The organism is Cumulibacter manganitolerans, from assembly GCF_009602465.1.
Taxonomy (GTDB): Bacteria; Actinomycetota; Actinomycetes; order Mycobacteriales; family Antricoccaceae; genus Cumulibacter; species Cumulibacter manganitolerans.
This window is the reverse complement of record NZ_WBKP01000030.1, coordinates 1-21,527: the sequence shown is the minus strand read 5'-3', so window position 1 is coordinate 21,527 and position 21,527 is coordinate 1. Positions and strand designations below refer to the sequence as shown.

Genomic DNA, 21,527 nt, shown 5'->3' with positions numbered 1-21,527 from the left:
TGCTGTCGGGGGCGATTCAGTCATCGGTCGGTCCACCGCGGAGCGCGCCTCTCGATAAATGCCGCGATGCCTTCTTTGCTGTCCGGTGAGTTCAACGCTGGCTCGGCCATCGCTAGTTGTGCGTCGAAAGCCGTCGCCTCAGATGTCCATTCGGTGTTACGCCGTAGGATCTGCTTCGTCGCGCGGACCGCCGATGGTCCACTCGCGGCGATCTGCTCGCCGAGCGCCACTGCATTCTCGATCGCTGCTCCCGGATCGACCAGTCGATTTAGGACGCCGAAGCGGTATAGCTCGTCAGCGGATACGTGATCACCCAGCAATGCCATCTCCATGACCACGTGGTAAGGCATCCGTCGCGGCAACCGGATCAACCCGCCGCCGATTGCCACCAGGTTGCGCTTCGCCTCGGGAAGTCCAAACTTCGCCTCACGGGAGGCAATCAGTAAGTCACAAGAAAGCGCAAGCTCAAGTCCTCCGGCGAGCGCGTAGCCCTCGATGGCGGCAATGACCGGCTTGCGTATCGATGACCGATTGAACGACTTCTGCGCGTCATCTCGGGTCGCGTACATCGGCTCACCATCGCGAGCAGCCTTTAGGTCCCGTCCGGCACAGAAGTTGCCGCCGGCGCCGGTGAGAACGACGGCGAGGACCCGTGGGTCGGCGTCCATCGCTTCCAAAGCGTGCTGCATCGCCGTGCGCAATGCGAGGTTGAGCGCGTTTCTCTGTGAAGGTCGGTTGAGCGTGACAATGCCGACCTCGCCTCGAATATCCTGCAGTACGACGTCGTCTGCCGACGACGTCGTCGCATTGGTGTTCACAGCGCGAACGAGTAGCCGCCGTTCACCGGCATGACCTGACCGGTGACCCACGACGACGCATCGGATGCCAGCATCAGAATCATGTTCGCGGCGTCCTCGGGCTCACCGCTGCGACGAATGATGTAATGCGACAGCAACTTCTTCATCGCGGCCTCGTCGGTGAACTTATCCTCTGTGCGAGGGGTCCGGGTAGCGGCCAGCGACACGCAGTTCGCCGTGATGGTGTACCTGCCGACGGTCGCAGCCAGGGACCGGGTGAAACCGGCTGTGCCGGCCTTGCCGGCGGCGTAGCACTCCCGGTTCGGTTCACCGAAGCGGGCGGCGTCCGAGATCACATTGACGATGCGGCCGTACCTACGCTTGATCATGGCGGGGACGACGGCGTGGACGGTGTTGAGTACGCCGTAAAGGTTGGTCCCCAGGTAGCCCTGCCACTCGGACGGCTGCTGTTCCCAGAACGGGCGATCCATCGCGTCGGTCGGGTTTGGGCCGGCGTTTCCGGCGTTGTTGACGAGGATGTCGATGCCGCCGAACTCGTCGATCGCTGTCTTCACCGAGGCAGCGACACCGTCAAAGTCGGAGACGTCACCGGAGACGGCCAAAGCCTTAGCGCCCGTGGCACGGACCTCTTCGGCGACGGCCTGGGCGCGTTCCAGGCGGAAGTCGTTGATGATCACTGCGCCGGCACCGTGGTCTGCGAAATGGAGCGCTACTCGGCGGCCGACTCCTTGGCCGGCGCCGGTGATGTAGGCCGTACGCCCCTTGAGATCCAGTAGGTCCTGCATGTCTGTACTCCTCTGCGGTCCTTCTTGGGCCATATCTTGTTGGCTGGCTAGCAAGTATCATGTACCGGCCGACTAAATCACAACCCCTCGGAGGGATACATGAGCATTCACGAGACAGCGGAAAGGCGCGACCTTCTAGCGAGCATCCGCGGATTCTGCAAGGCGGAGATCGACCCGATCGTCGCCGAGCACGAGCGAAACAAGACTTTTCCATTCGAGCTGCTGCCGCGGCTGGCGGAGTTCGGCTATATCGGGGGCTGGTTGCCCGAAGCGCGCGGGGGCCTCGGGATCGATCGAGTGACCTGGGCGTTGATGATGGAGGAGCTCGGCTACTGGTGGCCGTCGCTGCGCACGATGATCAACATCACTAACGGGCCGATCGACCGGCTCGTTGAGGCGCAGCCGGACGTGCGCGACAAGTATCTGCCGCCGCTGCTTGCTGGCGAGGCCAAGGTGTTCAACGCCATCACCGAGCCCGACGTCGGCTCGAATGTGGCGGAAATCAAGACGCGGGCCGACTGGGACGGCACCCAGTGGGTTATCAATGGCCAGAAGCTCTGGATCTCGAACGGCGCCTGGGGCGAATGGGGAGTGGTGATCGCGCGCACCTTCAGCCCGACGTGTGCCGGCGAGCTCTCGGCCTTCCTGGTGGACAAGGCGGTGTCTCCGTTCGACGCGGGTCGAGTCGACACCATGGTCCTGCAGTCCAGCGGCACCGGTGAGCTGACCTTCCGCGACTGCAAGGTCCCTGCAGGCAATCTTCTCGGTGACGAAGGTGCGGCATTGAAGAACACGTTGGTGTTCCTCGGCGTGGCCCGCATCAATGTCGCGATGGGTGCGTTGGGCGCGGCTCGTCGCGCGTACGACCTGTCGGTGGAATACGCGAAGACCCGCCACCAGTTCGGGAGACCCATAGGCTCTTTCCAGCTCGTGCAGGCGCACATCGTCGAGATGCGCGCCAAACTCGACGCGGCACGCGCGTTGTGCCTGAATGCCGCGGAGACCCTAGACCGCGGTGACTCGGGGCGCTTGGAGACCTCGATTGCCAAGTACTACACGTGCAGCGTCGCGCACGAAATCGCGGATGCGGCGGTCGCGGTTCACGGCGCCATGGGCTACTCGACTGAGTATCCGATCGAGCGCCTGTTTCGTGATACCCGCGGGGCGAGCATTCCTGAGGGGACGACCGAGGTCCAGACGCTGGTCGTCGGCCGCGAGATCCTCGGCCTGTCGGCCATCAAGTAGTACTCGGTTGGGCGAGGCACCGGACGACTGCCATTGCAGCCCGCCGGGCTGCAACGAGGTCGAACGCGTCGGCGTCTACGAGATACTGCAGCACCGTTCCGCGCAGAACCGCCTCGACGAGCCCGGCGATCGCCTTCGGCTCTTGTTCATCCACGATCGAACCGTCGCCGAGCCCTCGCTCGACCATACGGACGATATCCGCCCGCAGTGCGGCGTACGCTGCTCGCACGGCATCTCGCATTCCGGGATGTTCGTTAATGGACTCGACCCCGAGGACGAGCATCACCTGGGCAGGGCCCGAATCATCGCCGAGTCGTGACAGGTAGGTCTCGACGAGGGTTTCAAGTTCCTCGCGTCCGGTCGCCGCCTGCGCTGTCGCGGCGGCGGTCTCGTCATGATAATTGTCACGGAGTGCCTGCACCACGGCTTCGATGAGGGCTTGCTTATTCCCGAAGTGGTAGCCGATCAGCCCGCGGCTCATGCCCGCGACATCCTGGATACGGGTGAACGTGGCGCGGCGGTATCCCTCGTTGGCGAGCACCCGAATCGTTGCGTCGAGGATGGACCTGCGCGCTGCATCTGCGCGCTGTTGTTGTGTCAGCATCGCCGTAACGTCTGCCTCGCCCTTCCTGATCGTGTGCACCGCCGCGCGACACATTTGTCGGCATGCATGACGAGATTACCCGCTGGACTACCGCAGGGGCGCGACGCACCGGGGTTGCACTGGACTTGTTGGCCGATTAGCAAGTATTTTGTTTGCAAGACCTTTAACGATCAGGCGGAGGACATATGGCGACCCATCCTGTCGCGGAGCGGCTAGTGGTGACCGAGACCGGCACCACCAATCTGACACGTCTCTTCCGGCCGACATCGATCGCCATCATCGGTGCCTCCGCGCGCCCCGAGAGCCTCGGCGGCCGCGTCATGTCCAACCTGATCGAGTACTCCGATTACGATGGCGAGCTCTACCTCGTCAATCAGCGCGGCGGCGAGATCGCCGGTAAGACCTGCTTCACCTCGGCGGCCGAAATCAATGCGCCGATCGACGTGGCGGTTGTCGTTATCCCATCGCAGCACGTGATCGCTGCACTGCGTGACTGTGCAGCCGCCGGGTGCACGTTCGCGATCGTGCTCTCGTCGGGATTCGGCGAGACGGGAGAGGACGGCCAGCGCGCCCAGCACGAGATGCGACGCATCGCCGATGAGTCGGGAATGCGCATCGTGGGACCGAACTGCCCCGGCCTGACGAACCTCGTCGACGGGATCGGGATGACGTTCTCGCCGGGTCACCGGCACGACAACTTCCCCGGCCCACTCGGCCTCGCCACCCAGGGCGGGGGCCTCGGCCGAAACCTGCTGCAATCTGGATTCCGGGGCGGAGGCGCGGCCATGTGGGCGTCGGTCGGCAACGCTGTCGATCTCGACGTACCCGACATAATCGAGTACTTCACACAGGACACGCGAGTTTTGGTCATTGCGGCGCTGCTCGAGGGCATCAACGACGGTCCTGCGCTGGTCGCTGCACTTCGTTCCGCGGCCGAGGCCGACAAGCCGGTGGTCGCCTTGAAGGTGGGGCGCTCGGAGTACGGCGTGCGAGCAGTTCAGTCACACACGGCCGCACTCGCTGGATCGGCGGCGGTCAACAGTGCGGTGCTCGCACAATACGGTGCGATCGAGGTCGATGACGTCGACGAGCTCGTCGACGTGTCCTGGCTGCTGTCGCGGGCAAAGCCGTCGGAACAGACGCGGATCGCCGTGTGGGGAGCCTCAGGAGGAGCCCTATCGCTGGCTGCAGACCTAGTCGGTCAAGCCGGTCTGACGATGGCGACCTTCAGCCCGACGACGACCGCCGAACTCGAGAAGTTGCTGCCGGACTTCGGATCGGTCGACAACCCCGTCGATGTGACGGCGTCCGTCATCACCGATCCCGAGGTTCTGCGCACCCTGGAGATCGTCGCCAACGACCCGAACGTGGACCTAGTTCTGATTCCCGATCCCCTGGATTACGGCGACTCGTCGATCCCCATTAGCTCGGGCATAGCCGCGGCCCAAAAGTCGGTGTCGACTCCGATCGTTCCGGTCTGGATGAGCGACGGCCGCGGGCCCGGGTTTCAAATACTTGCCGAGGCGCGGCTATGCCCGCCCCGCAGCCTGACCAAGGCGATATCTGCGATCCAGCGCTGGGCGGCCCACGGTCGCTGGCGCGCAACGTATGGGGGCGCCGTGCCGGCCACCAAACCTGCGGTGTGCGCGCCGCGCCGTGGTGCGCCGTTAGACCTCCGTACCGAACCAAAGGCGAAGGCATGGCTCGCCGAGCACGGGATTTCCGTCCCTTCCGGTGTTCTCGTCGGCGAAGGCATGTCCGCTCGCGAGGCGGTTGCCGAGCTTGGCGGCAGACTGGTCGCGAAAGTGGTTAGCGCCGATATTGCCCACAAGTCGGACGTTGGTGGCGTCATCGTCGGAGTCGATGGCCCGAACGACGCCGACGCGGCGCGGGACAAGATCCTTGAGAACGTTCGCCGACTGGCCCCGGATCGGCCGATCGAGGGCGTGCTCTTCGAGCAGATGATCGGCGGTGACGCGCTGGAAATGATCGTCGGCGTGCACCGCGACCCCGTCTTTGGCCACGTGATCACGGTCGGTGCGGGAGGGGTGCTCGTCGAATTCCTCGCCGACGTCAGCAGCCGACTGCTCCCGATCGACGAGCGGGTGGCGCGTGACATGGTCGACTCGCTGTCGATGCGCCCCGTGCTAGACGGCCCCCGCGGTGCACGGCCTCGAGACATCGACGCTTTGATCGATCTGCTGGTCAGGATCTCCGACCTGGTCGAATCGTCCGCAGATCAGATCGAGGAGATTGATCTCAATCCTGTCCTCGTTCGTCCAGCTGGCGAAGGCATCGTCGTCCTCGATGCGCTCGTCGTCCCGAGCGGCGCCGTCGCATGAGCGATGAGCCGCTAGCCGGCGTCCGAGTGGTCGACTTCAGCGAGCTGCTGCCCGGACCATTCCTCACCCAGAATCTCGTCGAGCTCGGAGCTACGGTGATCAAGGTCGAGCGGCCGGGTGGCGATCCGGCACGTGCCATGGCGCCCGGCCTGCACGCGGCCTGCAACCGGGGCAAGCAGGCACTCCGGCTCGATCTGAAGTCTGAGGACGGCAAGGCGGCAGCCCGCGACCTAGTACGTGGCGCGGACGTTCTCGTCGAGGGCTTTCGGCCCGAGGTGATGTCCCGGTTCGGGCTCGGGCCCGAGCGACTGTGCGCAGAGCACCCGGGGCTCGTCTATGCCTCGCTGTCCGGCTTCGGCAGTACCGGGCCGAAACGCAACCTGCCTGGGCATGACATCACCTACGCGGCAGACGCCGGCGTGCTCGCTCTGGCGGGAGTCCCTGGGCAGTCGCCGACGTGGGGACCCGGTGTTCCGGTAGCCGACCTCGCCGCCTCTGCGTACGGGCTGTCGGGAATACTGGCCGCATTACTGCGCGCCCAAAGCACGGGTCGAGGTGCTCATCTTGACATCAGTATCCGGGGCAGCCTCGCGCACTGGCTTAACCCCAGGCTCGGCGACTTCTATGCCGCTGGGCTCGTCGATCTCGACAGTCAACGGTCCGCTGCCCTGGTGCGTGCGGCGTACGGCGTGTTCAGCTGTCGCGACGGGGTTCTGGTCGCCATCGCTGCGCTCGAGGACCACTTCTGGGCCGCGTTGGTTGATGCCCTCGAGCTGCGCGAATGGGACGGACCCGAGTGGACGACGTCGCAAGACCGAAGGGCAGCGGCACCCCGCATCAACTCTGCAATCGCGACGGTACTTGCGCGATGTGACTCGGAGGAGGTCCTGAGCGTCCTGAATGCGGCGGGTGTGCCGGCGTCCGTCATCCGTTCACCACGCGAGGCACTGGCCGACACCGACCCCGTGCTTGTCGACCACGAGTCGGCCCTTGGGCCGTTTCTGCGCTTTCCCGTTCGGGTGCGAGCAACCCCTTTGCTATGACTTGCTGGCCGTCCAGGAAGTTGCTAGCCTCACTGTCTGAGGCATACCTCTCACTCGACATCGAACTACGGAGGCCCGATGGGTAAGGCTCGTTCACTACGAGGCGTTCATTGCCGCGTCTGCGGTTTTGTCTCGGTACCGGCCCAGACGTTCGGCTGTCTGCAGTGCGGGGCGCACGGCGACGACCTTCCCGTCGTAGAACTCAATCCGCACGGACTATTGCTCGCGGCTGTCACCGTCTACCAGCACCCAAACAGTGCGATCGCCGCTCCGCTGGTGATCGGCAGTGTGCATCTGAGCGATGGGCCGGTCGTGCGCGCCCGCCTGGACGGCGATCTTCCCGCTGGCGTGCCGGTCGTTGCCGAGGTGACCGGCGACGACGTGGTGCAGTTCATTGCCGATGATTCCAAGGAGATCGCGTGAGCGTCATCAAGCTAAGCGAACTACGGCCCGTTTATGTCGTGGGCGTCGGGCTCCATCGCTACCAGCGAGCCACCGAAACCAGCTTCGTGGACCTAGCCTTGTCCGCGATCCGGGCCGCGCTGACGGATGCCGGGATTGCGTGGACAGAGGTCGAGGCCGCGTACACCAGCTCGACGCGGCTCGGGATGGCGGTCTCTCAGCCTATCCTGCGCCACCTCGGAGTGACCGGCATTCCTACCACGCAGGTGGAGAACGCCTCGGCGTCCGGATCCTCGGCATTCCGGCTCGCGGTACGCGACGTCGCCGCAGGATTCGCCGACGTGGCACTTGCGTCGGGCGTCGATAAGGTTGCCCCCGGCGTCCGAGCGGAGACGCTGACCGGCGTACACGGGTACGACGAGGGAGTCGTTGTCCCCCCGATCCACTTCGCGTTGCTGGCTGAGGAGTACCTCCGGACGTGCAATGCGACGACCGAGGACATGGCGCGGGTCGCTGTGAAGAACCATGCGAACGGGGCCAAGAATCCGTTCGCACAGCGGCAAAAGGAGCGTTCTCTCGAAGAGATCGTCGAGGACCGTCCGATCGCGGGCGTGCTGACCCGCCTGGAATGCTGCCCGGTCGGCGAAGGTGCTGCCGCAGCGATCCTCGTATCCGGGGAGGCCCTCGACAGATTGGGCATTTCGCGAGATCGGGCCGTTCGAGTGCTGTCGACGGCGCAGCACTCCGAGGAACTCTATGGAACCAGAAGCTACGATGCGGAGCTGACCCGGTTGACCACCGCCGATGCTCTGCAGGACGCCGGTATCCGCCCAGATCAGCTGGACGTTGTCGAACTGCATGACGCCTTCGCGATCGAAGAACTGCAGTACATCGAAGCGATGGGGCTATGCCCGGAGGGTCAGGCCCCGCATCGTCTCCGGGACGGCGAGTTCGCGATCGGCGGCAGAGTAGCGGTCAGTCCGTCGGGTGGACTGCTGGCAATGGGTCATCCGATCGGCCCGACCGGCGTCGGCCAGATCGTCGAGATTACAAAGCAGCTGCGCGGCGAATCGGGAGCGCGCCAGCAGCCGGACGCGATTTACGGGCTCGCCCATCTTGTCGGACTGGGCGCGGTGTGCCTGGCGCATGTCCTGGCCGCTCCCGGGCGATAACTCAGGTTACTAGAACCACGCACGGCGGCTGATCCGAAGCCTGCCCGGCCAGCAGTCTTGCCGTCCGATCGACTAACCACACTTCCAATACCGGTGTGATCCGCACGCTGGTGGGACATTAGGAGAAGCACATGCAGAAGCAGACGTGGACCCGTAGCCTCGTGATCGGCTCGATCGGGCTCGCTCTCGTCGGCTGCTCAACGAAGGCCCAGAGCGGGTCAGACTCGAGCGGCGAAGCGGGATCGGTCAAAACAGGAGTCGGCGTCACCGACGACACAATCACCCTCGGAGTCCTTTCTGACCTGTCGGGTCCCTTCAAGTCCGGTGGTCTCGCATTCAACACTGGACATCAGATCTGGCTCGACGAGGTGAACAAGGCCGGTGGTGTATGTGGGCGCAAGATCGCTCTCGATATCCAGGACCATGGCTACAAGGCCGATAATGCCGTGCCACAGTACGAGATCATGCGGAATAAGGACCTGGGACTGATCCAGCTCTTGGGTACCCCAGTCCTGGCCGCGATCAAGACCAAGATCGACAGCGACCAGATGCTGACCACGGTCCAGTCCGTCGCCTCAAACAGCCTCGATACGAAGTCGCTAATCTCGGTGACCGCGCCGTACGACATCGAAGCAATCAACGGGCTCTCGTACCAGTTTGAGAAGGGGACTCTCAAAGACGGCAACACGTTCGGCGCCGTCTATATCGACAACGAAGCCGGCCAGAACATGCTGAGCGGGGCCAAGGCATTCGCCAAACAGCACGATATGCAGGTCGTAGAGAGCGCGATTGGGGCCAATGACACCGACATGACCGCGCTGGTCACGAAGTTGAAATCCGCCGGCGTGAAGGTCGTCTATACGGGCGCCTCCTCGGCCGCGACTACCTCCCTCGCTGTGCAGATGAAATCCCAAGGGCTCGACGTACCGCTCGTAGGCGGCTCGCCGACGTTCGCCCCGACGATGCTCGCGAACGCTGAGACCTTATCGGCGTTGAAGGACATCTACTACGTGTCGACCTCGACACCGCCATGGACGATCGAGACCCCGTCGGCGGAAAAGGTGCGCGCAGCGTACGCAGCCATGAACGTCACCGATCCGCCATCGCCGAAGGTGTTCGCAGGCTACCTGAGTGGCATGCTCTGGCAGTCGATCCTTGAGCACGCATGTACGAGCGGCGACCTCACCCGCGGCGGCGTTCACACGGCCCTCGAAAACCTCGGCAAGATCGACGCCGACGGGCTGTCCGGCACGATCGACGTATCGGAGCCGGGCGCACCGACCACTCGCGAAAGCTACGTCCTCCAGCTTGACGAGAACGTCGAGGGTGGGCTCACGAAGGTCGGCGACCTGAAGGCGTCCGAGGAGGCCAAGAAGTACAAGGCCCCGTACGAGAAATAGCCGCTATCTGGCGATGGAGGCCAGCTGTCGCTCGGACGGTCCTGAGCGGCAGCAGAGAACCTAATAGTCCCGGCTGCTCGGCCCGGTCTTCCTGGTGGTGCCGATCCCGGCACGAGTGCATTGTTCCGGACGGCAGTTGAGATCAGACTGGACCTGCGAGCCCGAGCAGAGAATCGCAACGCAGGCGGTCAACGATCCCTACAAACCGGCGTTGCAACAGCGCGTGAACCTCGTCCGTGGTTCCGATGATGCCGATTGTGTTCAGGACTTTCTCCGGGACGATCGCGGCCATCTTTTCCCGGCGCTTCGGGTCATCCGACTTCGACATAGCGTTGAGGTCTCGCCCGAGGTCCTCCCAGCCGTGGTGCGTCAGGACGCCGCTGTACGCCGGCGTACTTCGGTAGAACGAGACTCGCTGACGCAGGGCGGTTACCGCAGAGCATCGAGGTCTCGTCGGTGCCACCGATGGCGGCCAGCAGAGTTCCCTGGATGCGGAAATGGCTCGCGATCGCCCGGACTGAGCCTATAGAAGGTCGCGCACGGCGTTAGCCACCGAAATTGCATCGAGGCCGTGATGGGCGTACACCGCGTCGAGCTCACCTGACTGGCCGAACTGCACCACTCCAAGATGGATGGCGCGAACCCGGTTGATCTCCGCCATGAAGCTCAGAGCGTGCGGATGACCATCGAGCAACGTGACCATCGGGGCCGCGCGATCGGCCGGGAACACCGCGTCCAGGACGCCCACGTTCGTCGCGGCACCGCGCCCCGTTCGGGCCCCGAAGTGCCCGGTAGAGAAGATCCGCGCTCGTCACGACGATCACGTCCACGTCGATGCCCGTATCGGCTAACGTTTCCGCCGCCTCCAGAGCGTTGGGGACCATCGCCCCTACTGCGCAGATCGTCGCACGTGGGGGGCGCGAGTGTGCGCCGAATGGCATAAGCACCAGAGAGCACGTGTTGGCGGCGATGTTCGGGGGCCGCCTCATCGGAGGGCAGGGCAGCTAGGCCCTGGTCTACCGGTCGCGTTGACAGCCGGAAGTAGGCCGACTCACCGCCGGACGATCGAGCTTGTCCAGGGCCGCGAGAAGGCACCACTCGACCTCGATGGCGAAAGCGGGCTCGTACGCCGTGCAAGACGGTTGGTCGATACCGATCGACGGTGTCTTGATCGACTGGTGCGCGCCACCTTCGGCAGCCAGCGTCAGGGGAGAAGACGAGCACGCGCGCGGCGCACCGATTCGCTATCGGTGGCTGTGCACGGTCCCGTCGGCGTGGGTGTGCGGCGCCATCGGTCCCGGGTCGACGGGTGCATGACCGCCAGCCTGGAACGTGTCGTTGAGCTGCCGCACCCACGCCGCTAGCCTCGGGATTTCACGTCGTCGGGGTTGAGTGCGGCGTGTAAAGCACGGAAGTGCCTATCTGGCGCGGGATTCTTGGGTTGCTAAAGCTCAAGTTCCCTCACGCAGAGAGGCACTCCGTAGGTGAAGCGTAGCCGTGTTCCGAGTCTGGTTCTTGATCCTGTCCGCGAGTCGTTGATTTCCTCCTCAGGGGCGCTGCTGATCAACGAGGTGGTCCGGGTCGCTGGCCTGGATCGGGGCCTGTCTCGGGCGCTGGCGCCGTGGCGCCCGGCGCGGGCGATCCACGAGCCGGGCAAGGTCCTGCTCGATGTCGCTGTCGCGGTCGCGCTCGGTGGGGACTGCCTGGCAGACATCGCGGCGTTGCGGGCTCAGCCGGAGGTGTTCGGCGCGGTCGCGTCCGACCCGACGGTGTGCCGCGTGTTCGCCGCTCTGGCTGGTGATGTCGATGCCGCGGTCAGCGCTATTCGTACCGCTCGTGCCGATGCCCGCGCGGTGGTGTGGGCCCGGCGCCGGCCGCTGGCCGGCGTGCCCGGCACGCGGGCCGGTGGCCAGGTGATCGTCGACATCGATGCCACGCTGGTCGGCGCGCATTCGGACAAGGAAGGCGCCGAGCCGACCTTCAAACGCGGGTTCGGGTTCGCGCCGATGTGCAGCTTCGTCGACCACGGCGAGCACGGCACCGGCGAACCCCTCGCGTTGGACCTGCGGCCGGGGAAGGCCTCGCCGTGGATCAGCGCCGATCACATCACGACGCTGGACAACGCCCTGGCCCAGCTGCCCGACGGCGAGCGGGCGCAGGTGCTGGTGCGTGCCGATACCGGCGCCTGCTCGAAGGCGTTCCTGCACCACGTCACCGATCTGGGCCTGGAGTACTCGATCGGGTTCACCGCCCAAGACACCGTCGCGTCCGCGATCGCGGTGATCCCCGAGCAAGCCTGGCGCGCGGCGATCGACGGCGACGGGCAGCCGCGTGCCGATGCCCAGGTCGCCGAGCTCACCGCGTGGATGCCGGCACCGATCAACCACGACCGCGCATCCCGGCCGGGCCCGAAGCGGTGGCCGGCCGGCATGCGGGTCATCGCCCGCCGTGAACGGCCCCACCCCGGCGCGCAGCTGCGCCTGACCGACCACAACGGCTGGCGGATCACCTGTTTCGCCACCAACACCACCGGCCGCGGCTGGAGCCTGCCGTTGCTGGAGGTCAGACACCGCCAACGCGCCCGCTGCGAGGACCGCATCCGCGCCCTCAAAGACGCCGGGCTACAGAACCTGCCCTTTCACCAGTACGCCAAGAACAGGCTCTGGCTCGAAGTCATCGCCCTCGCCGCCGACCTGCTGGCCTGGATGCAGACACTCGCCTTCGACACCCGTCACCCGGCGCGCCGCTGGGAACCCAAACGACTACGTTTCCGCCTGTTCACCGTGGCCGGGCGGATCATTCGCACCGGGCGACGAAGACATCTGCGCCTGCCACGCGACTGGCCCTGGAACCACCTCATCGATCGCGGCTGGAACACGCTCCGGACCGCTTGAACAGCCAGCCCCTGTCCCACCAACGAGGACCACGGAGAACCGGCGATACCAGCGCCGGCCATCACCCACGCCCAAGGCACGACCCAGCCCGCACAGCCAGACAACAGCTCAACAACCGACCTCGTGAAACATCGAGGCTAGCGCATCCGGAGTCTCGGGTTGTTTCTTCGATACGCCGAGCACGGGCTGGTCCTCGCGTGCGTGACGGCCGTCGGCGAGCATCCGCTCGACGTCTACACCGACGTACTCGCCGAGGGTCGATCTTGTTCACCACGGGCGATGCCGGGGCCACCTTTGCGGGCGACGCTGGGTCTCAGTGGCGGGCGTCTGACGGCTCGTGGCTCTGCGCAGCTCGGGGGCTCGGTGGCTCCTGATGTTGGGTGTTGAGGCTTCCGCGGAAGTTCGACCGTTGACGACACACCCATCTCGCCATCACCCTCGGGCTGTAGAACGGCAATGACGTCCAGATCCCGCCATCGTTGCTAGCCGTATTCACGGTCATGACGACGCTCGATCTGGCGCCGTGGGTCATCTAAACCCTCCCGCAGATACGTCGCGGCCTCCGCAGCATCACTGCTGGGACGCCGCTCGAGCTCGGCGCGTAGGTCTTGGCGCTGCTTCTGGAATGTCGCGACCTGGCGCGCCAGGTTCGGGAGGCTCGCGGTGATCTGCTCGCGTTCGTCCTGATCCTCCGAGACGGCCTGCTCGCGCCGCGCGGCGGCGTCTTGCAGCCCTGCACGGGCATGCTCGCGCATCTGGGGCCACTGACGCGGTTGGGGCAAGCCGGCGGCACCTTGCGCGGCCTGGGCCGTGGCCTCCTGAGCACGCTGCTGCGCCTCGTCCCACTCGGCTCGTGCCGCGGCCACGTCCTGTGGCCACCGCTCACGGTCGCGGCGCCGCGGCGAGTGTGCTTCGAGCTCCGCGAGCCGGGTCGAGACATCGGCTGCCTGCTCCTCGGCGTGGCGAGCGACTGCGGCTAGCTGCTCGGCCTGGTCCAACCGCTCCAGGGTTGCCGTCCACGTCGCGACGTCACTGTCGACGCGCCGCGTGCGCGGCCCCTCGTCGCCCGCGTTGGTCGCCTGCTGCGCCGCACGCGCCGCCTCCAACCGGCGTGCGGCCCGCTCGGCGTAACGCTGGGCGTCGATCAGCTGGGTTTGCAGGTCCTTGATGGTGAGGTCTCCGTACGGTCGTCGATCAGCAGTCGCCGCGGCTTCGTCCGGCACCGTCAGGGCCGTGCGGGCCCGCTCCCACCGCTCGCGGCCGAGGGGGTCCGCCGGCGCCGGGCCGAGCGGTTCGCGCGAGGTCACGTCGTGTGCCTCGCGGTACGCCGCGATCATCCCCGCGCGCTGCTGCCACTCCTCACGCTCGGCCGGCTCTGTCGGCATCGGCCCCAGCTGCCTGGACCAGGCTGGCTGCTCGACGGCTGCGCGGGCACCGAGCTCGGCGGCGCGGTCGCGTGCGGCGGCGAGGAGGGCGTCGCTGTACGCGTCGACCCCGCCGGCGGGCAGCCACTCGCCGTAGATTTCCGTAGTGGGGTGTTCCTGCGCCTCCAGGCGGGCGGCGAGCACGCGGGCGGGGGAGTCGGCGCCGGCGAGGGTGCGGGACTGGTAGGCGCGGCGCAGGTCCTCGACGGCCTGGTCACCGCGCCAGTGCAGGACCTCGCGCAGGTAAGGCCACGCCTCGTCACCGCGCACGTCGGCCGCGACGTGCGCCGGCAGCGCCACGTCGAGGAGGGCGTCGTCGGTGCCGGCGTGCTCGCGCACGTACCGCCATCGCTGGAGCTGGGTGGTGATGCTGGCGGCCCGCTCGTCTTCCTCGCGAATGGACTCGGTCGCCGACACCGCCGCATCCGAGCGCTCCAGCACCGCGCGCAGCACCGCCCGCGCGGGCTGGTTCGGGTCCGCGGGGCGTTCGGCCTCGGCATCGAGCAGGTGCTCGGTGACCGTGTAGAGCTGGTTACGGCACCGCCCGCGCGTGGCCGCGACGTACAGCACCTCGCGGGTGAGAGTGTCATCGACCAGGGCGTGCACGTGGTCGACGGTGAGGCCTTGGGCGCGGTGCGCGGTCATCGCGTACCCGAGCTCGACGTTCGCCTGCACGTACCCGACCGGCAGCACGCACACCCCATGCCGCCCGGTGACCGCCAGGGCGCCGTCCGACCCGAGGCCGGTGATCCTCCAAAGGTCGCCGTTCTTCACGAAGTCCCCGCCGACCCGCAGCGTGCGGTCGTTGCGGCGGGTGACGATGATGTCCCCGACGCTGGCCCGGCTGCCGTTACGCAGTCCCACGCCCGGGCCGGCGACCTGGCCAGCGGCGATCCGGTCCGCGCGCGCCCGGTCAGACAGTGCCTGCACGGTCTGGTTGTCGGGGGCGATCATGACCGACTCCACGTCACCGGCCTGGTCGCGCTGCCAGGCGATGTAGATGTCCTCAAGCATCGCCTCCCGGCTACCGGAGCGGACCCGGTCGTGCTCCACGTACGCCTCGACGGCCTCGGCGTCCCCGGCCCGCAACCCGAGGCTGGCCTCGGCCTCCCACTCCCGCAGCACCCGCTTCCCCGTCACCGGGTCGACGTCGGCGAACCGCCACACCGTGGACAGCTGCGCGGCGCCGACCTCGTTCTGGATCAGCCGCAGCCCACCGCCGGAGGCGATCGCGGCCAGCTGCCGCGGGTCACCGACCAGCACCACGTGCGCGCCGTCCCGCCTCGCGGCCTGCACCACGCGGTCCAGATTCAGCGTGCCGGCCATGCCGGCCTCGTCCACGATGACGAGCTCGCCGCGCTGGAACTGCGCGGCCGGCTGGCCGGCGCGCCGCAGCGTGGCCCAGTAGTCGATGGTGGCGGCCTGGTCCATCCCGGTCTCGGTGCGCAGCACCGACGCCGCAGCCGCGGTGGGGGCGAGGCCGCGCACGGGCCGGCCACCGGCGCGCTGCCACACGTCCACCAGCGCTCTCATGGTCGTGGTCTTCCCGGTGCCCGCGGGCCCGACGAGCAGCTGCACGCGCCGCTCGCCCGAGACGAGCTGCCGCACCACCGCGAGCTGGTCTCTCGCCAGGTCGTGATCACCCAGCACCAGGCTCACCGAGGCCCCCGGGAGCCGGGCGGGGGTGTGCTCGCGGGCGGCGTCCAGCAGCCGCGCCTCCGCCGCCAGCAGGGTGCGGGTGGAGGAGCGGCGCGAGGCGGGTGCTTCCCAGATCGGGGCACCGTCCGCGCGCCTCAGCTCGGCCGGCGTGCGGACGCGCTCGGGTGCGGAGACCTCGATAACGTCCTCGAGGCGCCCCGCGGCCGTCGTGATGGCGGCGATCAGCTCGTCACGGGCGTGCGGGGAGGGGAGGTGGATGGTCGCGGTGTGCCGCTGCGCGGCGGCGGCGATGTGCCGTTCGGTCCAGTCCGAGCGGCGCTCCTGCAGCTCGGCCACCACCTCGCCGGCGATCCGCGCGATCTCCGCCTCACCCAGGCGGTCCACGGTCCTCCCTGGGGTGCCGGGCGCCAGGTCCGCCGCCAGCTGCGCGCGTTCTGCGGGGGTGAGGATGTTCGCGGCGACCCGTTCCCATTCCGCGCGTTCGCTCGCCTCGGTGCTGCCGGTGTCCTTCTCCGGCCGCTGCGCCAGACAGGCGGTCTGCGCCAGCTCGTACTGCACCGCCTTCGGCGGCTCATGCCCATGCGCGTTGCGGTAGTCGCGTACCCGGGCGGCGTAGTCGGTCTCGATCTGCTGGCGCCGCTGGCTGAACGCGACAATCAGCGGCTCCGGTATCTGCGCGAGCTCGCGGATCGGCGCGACCGCGTCCGCCGGCTGGTCCGAGCGGACCGCGAACGTCCACCCGAGCCGGGTGTGCAGCTCGTCCTCCAGGACCCGGTTGTACCGCTCACTGAACGCCACGTTCGCCTTGTACAGGCCGCGGGAGTCCAGGGTCAGCCACCGCTGCGACCCGTCCGGCAGCGTCGCAAGGGCCTTGTTCGACATCACCAGGTGGGTGTGCAGGTCCGGGTCGCCGGCGCGGCTGGTGCGGTGCGTGAACGCCGCCGCGATCAGCCCGCTCACGTTCACGTGCCCGATGCCGTCGGCGCCGGTGCGGGCGGTGATCGCCTCACGCTCGATCCACGCCAGCGTGCTCGCGACGGCGGCCTCGTGGGCCGCCTCGATCTGCGCGGCGACCGCGGGAGTCGCTAAGGCCCAGGCGACGGACACGCTCTTGACGGGGGAGAAGGTGCTGTCGAACCCGGCGACCGCCTGCCGCTCACCCTTGCGTTCTTCCTCCGCCCGTACGGCGGCCTCGTCGGCGGGGGACAGCGGGCCCATCTTCGCCAGCCGTGCCGCGATCCGCTCGTCCACGGTCGCGAAGAGCCGGTACCGCGAACCCAGCTGCTCGCCCGTGTCGGGGTGCAGGCCGAGTCCGAGCAGGTTCGCCAGCTGCTGCTCACGCACCTCACCAGACACCCCGAGCGCCGTCAGCCCGGCGCCCATCCACACGCCGGCCGGGTTACCGCTGCGCACGTAATAGTCACCGAGCCGCTCGCCGGGCTCACGGCGCTCATCCGCACTGGCGACCATCGCTGTGTAGTAGCGATACCCGTCGCCAGCGCCGATCCGATGCAGGGTCGCCGTCACGCCCGCAGCCTATCCCACATTGGAATGCCTAAGGTGTGAAGGGCTTCGGATTCTTCTGGGTTGGGTTAGGGTTGGAGTCCTGGGTGGCATCAGCATTCGGGGACATACGAGGAAAGCTTTGGGCAGCCGAAGACTATGAGGCATGACAGAGACAGACAGCGACAAATCAGGGAGGGGATTCCCACGTGGCGACTCATCGCAGCGCGGCAGTAGCGGCCCGGCAACGCGTCAATGATCACCTGCAGGCCCAGATCGACCGGCTCACCTCCGCCGTTGAGGACGGCATCAAGGCCGTCGAGCACCTCGAGAAGGTCCAGCGGGAACGCGACCAGCTGCTCGCCACGCTCGACGAACAACAGCGCGCCGCCGAAAGCGGCCTCAACGCTGCCGTGGACGACCTCCGGTCACTCGGCAAGTCGAAGAAGGAAATCGCGCAGCTGCTCGACATCGACCCGCGCCTGATCCGCAGCCGGCACCCCTCGTCGTCCCCACAAACACGGGCCAGTGACCATGCCTGAGCAGGCACCATCAAGTAGTTGAGACACCTCCAGGGTGAGGACATCAAGGCCTGCACGGACCTCACCAGCAAGGGCGGCACCATCGTCGTCACCCGCATGGGCGATGCCTCGAAGGAGGACGTGAAGCTCTCGCTGTTCGAGACCCGAACGGCGAGACCGATAACAAGCGCCTTCGGGATCGGGGCCAGCGATTTGGAGGGAGCGGCCCGGTCATGCGAAGATGGTGAAGGCACTGATTGTGGTGCCGCGGCGGTGGGGCTCGCCGTACTCAACTTCGGTGATCTCGCCGACAACGGTCCCTATCTCGGCATTTGGAGTGCCCGTAGATAGGAGAGCCCATGAACCAGCCCGCCGACCATCCCACCGCAACGCTCGTAGCGGGCGTCGTACCTGACTATGGCGTGCGCGTCGTGGAAGCCGCGGTCGGGTTGGCTCGTTCCTTTCGCGGTCCCACACGGATTGTGTGTGCGCACGTTAATACCGGACGGTATGTGGTGCACGAGCATCCGGACGGTTCGGTGTCGTCGGCGCCGATTGACCCCGATGTGGCGGACAGTGCCCCCGCACCGTTCCCGGTGACGCTTCGGCACCAACTCGAATCCGTATTTGCGCTCTCGAGTGTCGCGGGGGAGATGCGAGAGTTGGCCGGTGACCCGGCGACTGCTTTGTCGCATTTAGCCGAACTGATGCATGCAGTAATGATCGTGGTCGGAACCCGCCGGCCCGGGCTCCGCGGCGTGGTCGACGAGTTCTTCGCAGGGTCCGTCGCGGCACATCTGGCGCACCGACAGCATCGACCCGTGCTCGTCGTTCCGCAAGCTCCCACCGTCAGCGGTCCGCTGCCATGGGAGCACCAGGCATGACGCGCACCCGAGCGCTGCTATCCGCCCTCGATACAGCGAGTCTCCGCGAGCAGGGATTCCCACTGTGACTCGGTTTGGTCTCACATGAGAAGCAGGCGCGAACCGGTCGATTGCGATGCGCTACCGCTGGACAACGACGTGAAGGTCGAGAAGTCCCCTGAGCCTGGCCCGCGTCCGGTATACCTAGAGCGCCGATATCTCGCACTGGTTGCCGCCGGTGGCGGGATCGGTACTGGATTGCGCGAAACGCTCAGCCTCGCTATGCCACCCGTTGCCGGCATTCCATTCACGACATGCGCGATCAACGTCGCCGGCGCTTTCATTCTCGGTTTGCTCCTCGAGACGCTCGTTGCCAGTGGCGAGGACGCCGGCGTGCGCCGGACCATTCGTCTCTTCGCTGGCACTGGGCTGCTGGGAGGGTTCACCACCTACAGCGCTCTGGCCACCGACACGGTGCTCCTCATCAAAAACGCGCCGCTCATCGGTGTCGCGTATGCGCTGGGCACAATCCTATTCGGAGCTGCGGCGACCGCAGCCGGAATCGCAATCGGTGCGCTGATCCGGCGGGAGGGAAACCGGTGACGCCGCTACTGTTCGCGGCGATCTGTATAGCGGGCGGCGTGGGGGCCAACCTAAGATTCCTCATCGACGGGCTCGTCCGCGCCCGCACCAGGACCACCTACCCGCTCGGCACCACCATCATCAATGTCACCGGCTCTCTACTGCTTGGAGCAATCACCGCGCTGGGGATGACTGCGGCACTTTCCGACGAATACCGGCTCGTGATCGGCGTAGGGCTGCTCGGTGGTTACACCACCTTCAGTACCGCGAGCTTCGAAACAATCCGCCTCGCTCAGCAGCGCCGCGTCATCGCCGCGGTCGCCAACGGCGTCGGCATGTTGGTAATCAGCGTCGCCGCGGCCGCCGCCGGCTACGCGCTCACCGCCCTCGCGAGTGGACCGTGAACATCCTTCAGGCGAGGTGCCTGGGCGCTATCGAACGGTCACCGAGTTCCTCCCCGCCTCCCCAGCACCGGGCACCCCACCATCGCTGAGAAACCCCTCGACCTATCTGTCGACGATGCGGCAAAGCGCTGGCCTCGTCCCGAGGTATTTCATCGCCATTGCTTATGGTGCCAGTACTGGGGTTCGATCACGTTGCGGTTCTTCTAATCGACGGTCTCGAGCCCGACGGGTCTGCCGCCTCGTGCCCCGCGGCGTTTGCGGTTGTCGACGCCGCTCGAAAACTGAACAATTTCGGCCTTCGAAGAATGAACAGTTGGTGTGCTGGTCAGTGTAGGTTTTCCGCTCGCGCTGAGACCAGGGCGCCGACGCTGCAGGCGTTAGCTGTTGCCCTTGAGGGCGATGACGTCGGTGTGGTGCACGATCCCGGTCGATCATGACCGCGGCGATGGTCTCGGACAGGCGAGTGGTCCGGTCTGTCGCGGTCGCGAACAGCACGCGGCGCCCGTCGCGTACAGCGCCAGCCCGGTCGCCAAGTGGTCTTACCGGTTCCTAGCGGGCCGAGCAGCACGATCCCGGGCGGCTGGTTGCGGCGTGTAGTCGAACTCGTCCAGGCTCTTGCGAGCCGGCAGGCCGGCGGCGCTGTCAACGACGGTCGAAAACCGACCCCCTGTTCACGGGTTCTCTTCGGTGACGGCCGCCGGGACGCGGCCGAGCTCGCAGTTCTTCAGCCGGTAGGAGTCGCCCTTGAGGGCGATGACTTCGGCGTGGTGGACGAGCCGGTCGATCATCGCGGCGGCGACGGTGTCGTCGCCGAAGACCTCGCCCCAGCGGGCGAAGTTCTTGTTGCTGGTGACGATCAGGCTGGCTCGTTCGTAGCGGGAGAAGACCAGCTGGAAGAACAGGTTGGCCGCTTCCGGTTCGAAGGGATGTAGCCGACCTCGTCGATGACCAGCACGGGGTAGCGGTCCAGGCGGCGCAGCTCGTCTTGGAGCCGGCCGGCGTGGTGGGCCGCGGCGAGCCGGTCGACCCATTGGGAGGCGGTGGCGAAATGGACCCGGTGCCCGGCTTGGCAGGCACGGATCGCCAGACCGGTGGCCACGTGGGTCTTCCCGGTCCCGGGCGGGCCGAGCAGGACCACGTTTTCCTTGGCCGCGACGAAGTCGAGGATGCCGAGGTGGGCGATGGTCTCGCGTTTCAGGCCACGGGCGTGGTCGTAGTCGAAGTCCTCCAAGGACTTGCGGGAGGGGAACCTGGCGGCGCGGATGCGGCCCTCCCCGCCGTGGGCTTCTCGGGCGGAGACCTCGCGTTGTAGGCAGGCGGCGTGGACCTCGACCCGGCGTCCGATCACGCCGGGGTGGACCGAGTAGTCGTTGGAGTCGAGTCGGACGTAGTGATCACGCGGCAGCCGCAGCGTCTGACGCCAACCCACCTCGGGCCGCACCGGTAGCGGGAGCATCGCGGTCCGATCCGTGGCGACCCGATCACCCGGCGTGCAAACCAGAACCCGCATCCTCCGAGCGTTGGCCTTGACGAAGAACTCGGTCAGCTGGGCGTTGAAGCCTGTCGGCGACGTAAACGTCCTTGCCCGGCAGAAAGGACCGTTCGAGGTAGTCGTGGAGCCGCTCGAGCATGCCCTTGGCCTCGGGATCAGCAGGCTTGCAGATGATCACCTTGGACCCCAGCACTCCGCGGAATGCCTGGCAGTCCGCGGTGAGCTCCGGCTTTCGAGCGCGCCATCTACCGACGGCGGCCTCGCCGTCCCAGACCAACGCCTTCGGTACAGTGGAGTCCAGCAGAGTGGTGTACGACGGACCTGAGTGAGCGCGTGCCTCCAACGTAGGCGCGGCCACCAGGTGGATCCTTCGA

Annotated in this window: 19 protein-coding genes and 2 pseudogenes; 12 read left to right on the top strand and 9 right to left on the bottom strand. The window is 66.7% G+C overall.

What is annotated here, in order from left to right:
• Window positions 1–20: 20 nt before the first annotated feature.
• Both F8A92_RS11650 and F8A92_RS11645 read right to left on the bottom strand, forming a co-directional pair.
• On the bottom strand, window positions 21–818 hold the full coding sequence (locus F8A92_RS11650) for a crotonase/enoyl-CoA hydratase family protein (protein WP_153505334.1): 798 nt from the start codon (window positions 816–818) through the stop codon (window positions 21–23).
• Entirely contained in the window at window positions 815–1,603 is a 789-nt protein-coding gene (locus F8A92_RS11645) for an SDR family NAD(P)-dependent oxidoreductase (RefSeq protein ID WP_153505333.1), read from the bottom strand. The genes F8A92_RS11650 and F8A92_RS11645 overlap by 4 nt, the downstream gene beginning before the upstream one ends.
• A gap of 99 nt (window positions 1,604–1,702) precedes the next feature.
• On the opposite strand from F8A92_RS11645, the gene F8A92_RS11640 reads away from it, so the two are divergent.
• On the top strand, window positions 1,703–2,848 hold the full coding sequence (locus F8A92_RS11640) for an acyl-CoA dehydrogenase family protein (RefSeq protein WP_153505332.1): 1,146 nt from the start codon (window positions 1,703–1,705) through the stop codon (window positions 2,846–2,848).
• On the opposite strand, the gene F8A92_RS11635 is transcribed toward F8A92_RS11640, so the two are convergent.
• Window positions 2,841–3,491 (bottom strand): TetR/AcrR family transcriptional regulator, encoded by a 651-nt coding sequence (locus tag F8A92_RS11635; protein ID WP_194291462.1) that lies wholly within the window; start codon window positions 3,489–3,491, stop codon window positions 2,841–2,843. The genes F8A92_RS11640 and F8A92_RS11635 overlap by 8 nt on opposite strands.
• A gap of 176 nt (window positions 3,492–3,667) precedes the next feature.
• On the opposite strand from F8A92_RS11635, the gene F8A92_RS11630 reads away from it, so the two are divergent.
• The 5 genes from F8A92_RS11630 to F8A92_RS11610 all read left to right on the top strand — a co-directional run bounded on the left by F8A92_RS11630 (window position 3,668) and on the right by F8A92_RS11610 (window position 9,811).
• Window positions 3,668–5,794, top strand: coding sequence for an acetate--CoA ligase family protein (locus tag F8A92_RS11630; protein WP_228389393.1), 2,127 nt, complete (start codon window positions 3,668–3,670; stop codon window positions 5,792–5,794).
• Window positions 5,791–6,837 (top strand): CaiB/BaiF CoA transferase family protein, encoded by a 1,047-nt coding sequence (locus F8A92_RS11625; RefSeq protein WP_153505329.1) that lies wholly within the window; start codon window positions 5,791–5,793, stop codon window positions 6,835–6,837. The genes F8A92_RS11630 and F8A92_RS11625 overlap by 4 nt, the downstream gene beginning before the upstream one ends.
• 78 nt (window positions 6,838–6,915) lie before the next feature.
• Window positions 6,916–7,260, top strand: a complete 345-nt coding sequence (locus F8A92_RS11620) for a Zn-ribbon domain-containing OB-fold protein (RefSeq protein WP_153505328.1) — start codon at window positions 6,916–6,918, stop codon at window positions 7,258–7,260.
• Entirely contained in the window at window positions 7,257–8,411 is a 1,155-nt protein-coding gene (locus tag F8A92_RS11615) for a thiolase family protein (RefSeq protein ID WP_228389392.1), read from the top strand. Before F8A92_RS11620 ends, F8A92_RS11615 begins: the two co-directional genes overlap by 4 nt.
• Before the next feature lie 131 nt (window positions 8,412–8,542).
• Window positions 8,543–9,811 carry an ABC transporter substrate-binding protein gene (locus F8A92_RS11610; protein ID WP_153505327.1) on the top strand — a complete coding sequence of 423 codons (1,269 nt, stop codon included), beginning with the start codon at window positions 8,543–8,545 and terminating at the stop codon, window positions 9,809–9,811.
• 523 nt (window positions 9,812–10,334) lie between these two features.
• Here F8A92_RS11610 and F8A92_RS19055 read toward each other — a convergent pair.
• Both F8A92_RS19055 and F8A92_RS19370 read right to left on the bottom strand, forming a co-directional pair.
• Window positions 10,335–10,559: a hypothetical protein gene (locus F8A92_RS19055; protein WP_228389391.1), complete on the bottom strand. Its 225-nt coding sequence runs from the start codon at window positions 10,557–10,559 to the stop codon at window positions 10,335–10,337.
• 55 nt (window positions 10,560–10,614) lie between these two features.
• Window positions 10,615–10,752 (bottom strand): annotated as a pseudogene (locus F8A92_RS19370) (transketolase C-terminal domain-containing protein); the annotation flags it as partial.
• Between the two features lie 543 nt (window positions 10,753–11,295).
• Between F8A92_RS19370 and F8A92_RS11600 the strand changes: the two are divergent.
• Entirely contained in the window at window positions 11,296–12,705 is a 1,410-nt protein-coding gene (locus F8A92_RS11600; RefSeq protein ID WP_323368435.1) for an IS1380 family transposase, read from the top strand.
• A 482-nt stretch (window positions 12,706–13,187) separates the two neighbouring features.
• Here the strand turns inward: F8A92_RS11600 and mobF are convergent, their stop codons facing one another.
• The gene (gene mobF / locus F8A92_RS11595; protein WP_153505326.1) at window positions 13,188–17,315 is read right to left on the bottom strand and encodes a MobF family relaxase; all 4,128 of its coding nucleotides are present in this window, start codon (window positions 17,313–17,315) and stop codon (window positions 13,188–13,190) included.
• Between the two features lie 185 nt (window positions 17,316–17,500).
• Here mobF and F8A92_RS11590 point away from each other — a divergent pair, with 185 nt between their 5' ends.
• The 5 genes from F8A92_RS11590 to crcB all read left to right on the top strand — a co-directional run bounded on the left by F8A92_RS11590 (window position 17,501) and on the right by crcB (window position 19,661).
• Window positions 17,501–17,833 carry a hypothetical protein gene (locus tag F8A92_RS11590; protein ID WP_153505325.1) on the top strand — a complete coding sequence of 111 codons (333 nt, stop codon included), beginning with the start codon at window positions 17,501–17,503 and terminating at the stop codon, window positions 17,831–17,833.
• 18 nt (window positions 17,834–17,851) lie between these two features.
• Complete coding sequence (locus F8A92_RS11585) at window positions 17,852–18,163, top strand: hypothetical protein (RefSeq protein ID WP_153505324.1); 312 nt, start codon at window positions 17,852–17,854, stop codon at window positions 18,161–18,163.
• A gap of 8 nt (window positions 18,164–18,171) precedes the next feature.
• Window positions 18,172–18,696 carry a universal stress protein gene (locus F8A92_RS11580; RefSeq protein WP_153505323.1) on the top strand — a complete coding sequence of 175 codons (525 nt, stop codon included), beginning with the start codon at window positions 18,172–18,174 and terminating at the stop codon, window positions 18,694–18,696.
• A 138-nt stretch (window positions 18,697–18,834) separates the two neighbouring features.
• On the top strand, window positions 18,835–19,278 hold the full coding sequence (locus tag F8A92_RS11575) for a fluoride efflux transporter FluC (RefSeq protein WP_228389390.1): 444 nt from the start codon (window positions 18,835–18,837) through the stop codon (window positions 19,276–19,278).
• Window positions 19,275–19,661 carry a fluoride efflux transporter CrcB gene (gene crcB, locus F8A92_RS11570; protein ID WP_153505321.1) on the top strand — a complete coding sequence of 129 codons (387 nt, stop codon included), beginning with the start codon at window positions 19,275–19,277 and terminating at the stop codon, window positions 19,659–19,661. Before F8A92_RS11575 ends, crcB begins: the two co-directional genes overlap by 4 nt.
• A 671-nt stretch (window positions 19,662–20,332) precedes the next feature.
• Here the strand turns inward: crcB and F8A92_RS19365 are convergent.
• The 3 genes and pseudogenes from F8A92_RS19365 to F8A92_RS19050 all read right to left on the bottom strand — a co-directional run.
• Window positions 20,333–20,449 carry an ATP-binding protein gene (locus F8A92_RS19365; RefSeq protein ID WP_407643693.1) on the bottom strand — a complete coding sequence of 39 codons (117 nt, stop codon included), beginning with the start codon at window positions 20,447–20,449 and terminating at the stop codon, window positions 20,333–20,335.
• A gap of 68 nt (window positions 20,450–20,517) precedes the next feature.
• Window positions 20,518–20,892, bottom strand: a complete 375-nt coding sequence (locus tag F8A92_RS19360; RefSeq protein WP_407643695.1) for an ATP-binding protein — start codon at window positions 20,890–20,892, stop codon at window positions 20,518–20,520.
• 87 nt (window positions 20,893–20,979) lie between these two features.
• Window positions 20,980–21,442: pseudogene (locus F8A92_RS19050) on the bottom strand (Mu transposase domain-containing protein); the annotation flags it as partial.
• Window positions 21,443–21,527: the final 85 nt, after the last annotated feature.

What these genes read in the sequence shown, in the direction of transcription:
- F8A92_RS11580 (WP_153505323.1), top strand. Translation starts at nt 18,172, where the DNA reads ATGAACCAGCCCGCCGACCATCCCACCGCAACGCTCGTAGCGGGCGTC.
- F8A92_RS11610 (WP_153505327.1), top strand. Translation starts at nt 8,543, where the DNA reads ATGCAGAAGCAGACGTGGACCCGTAGCCTCGTGATCGGCTCGATCGGG.
- F8A92_RS11620 (WP_153505328.1), top strand. Translation starts at nt 6,916, where the DNA reads ATGGGTAAGGCTCGTTCACTACGAGGCGTTCATTGCCGCGTCTGCGGT.
- F8A92_RS19365 (WP_407643693.1), bottom strand. Translation starts at nt 20,449, where the DNA reads ATGATCGACCGGCTCGTCCACCACGCCGAAGTCATCGCCCTCAAGGGC.
- F8A92_RS11625 (WP_153505329.1), top strand. Translation starts at nt 5,791, where the DNA reads ATGAGCGATGAGCCGCTAGCCGGCGTCCGAGTGGTCGACTTCAGCGAG.
- F8A92_RS11640 (WP_153505332.1), top strand. Translation starts at nt 1,703, where the DNA reads ATGAGCATTCACGAGACAGCGGAAAGGCGCGACCTTCTAGCGAGCATC.
- F8A92_RS11645 (WP_153505333.1), bottom strand. Translation starts at nt 1,603, where the DNA reads ATGCAGGACCTACTGGATCTCAAGGGGCGTACGGCCTACATCACCGGC.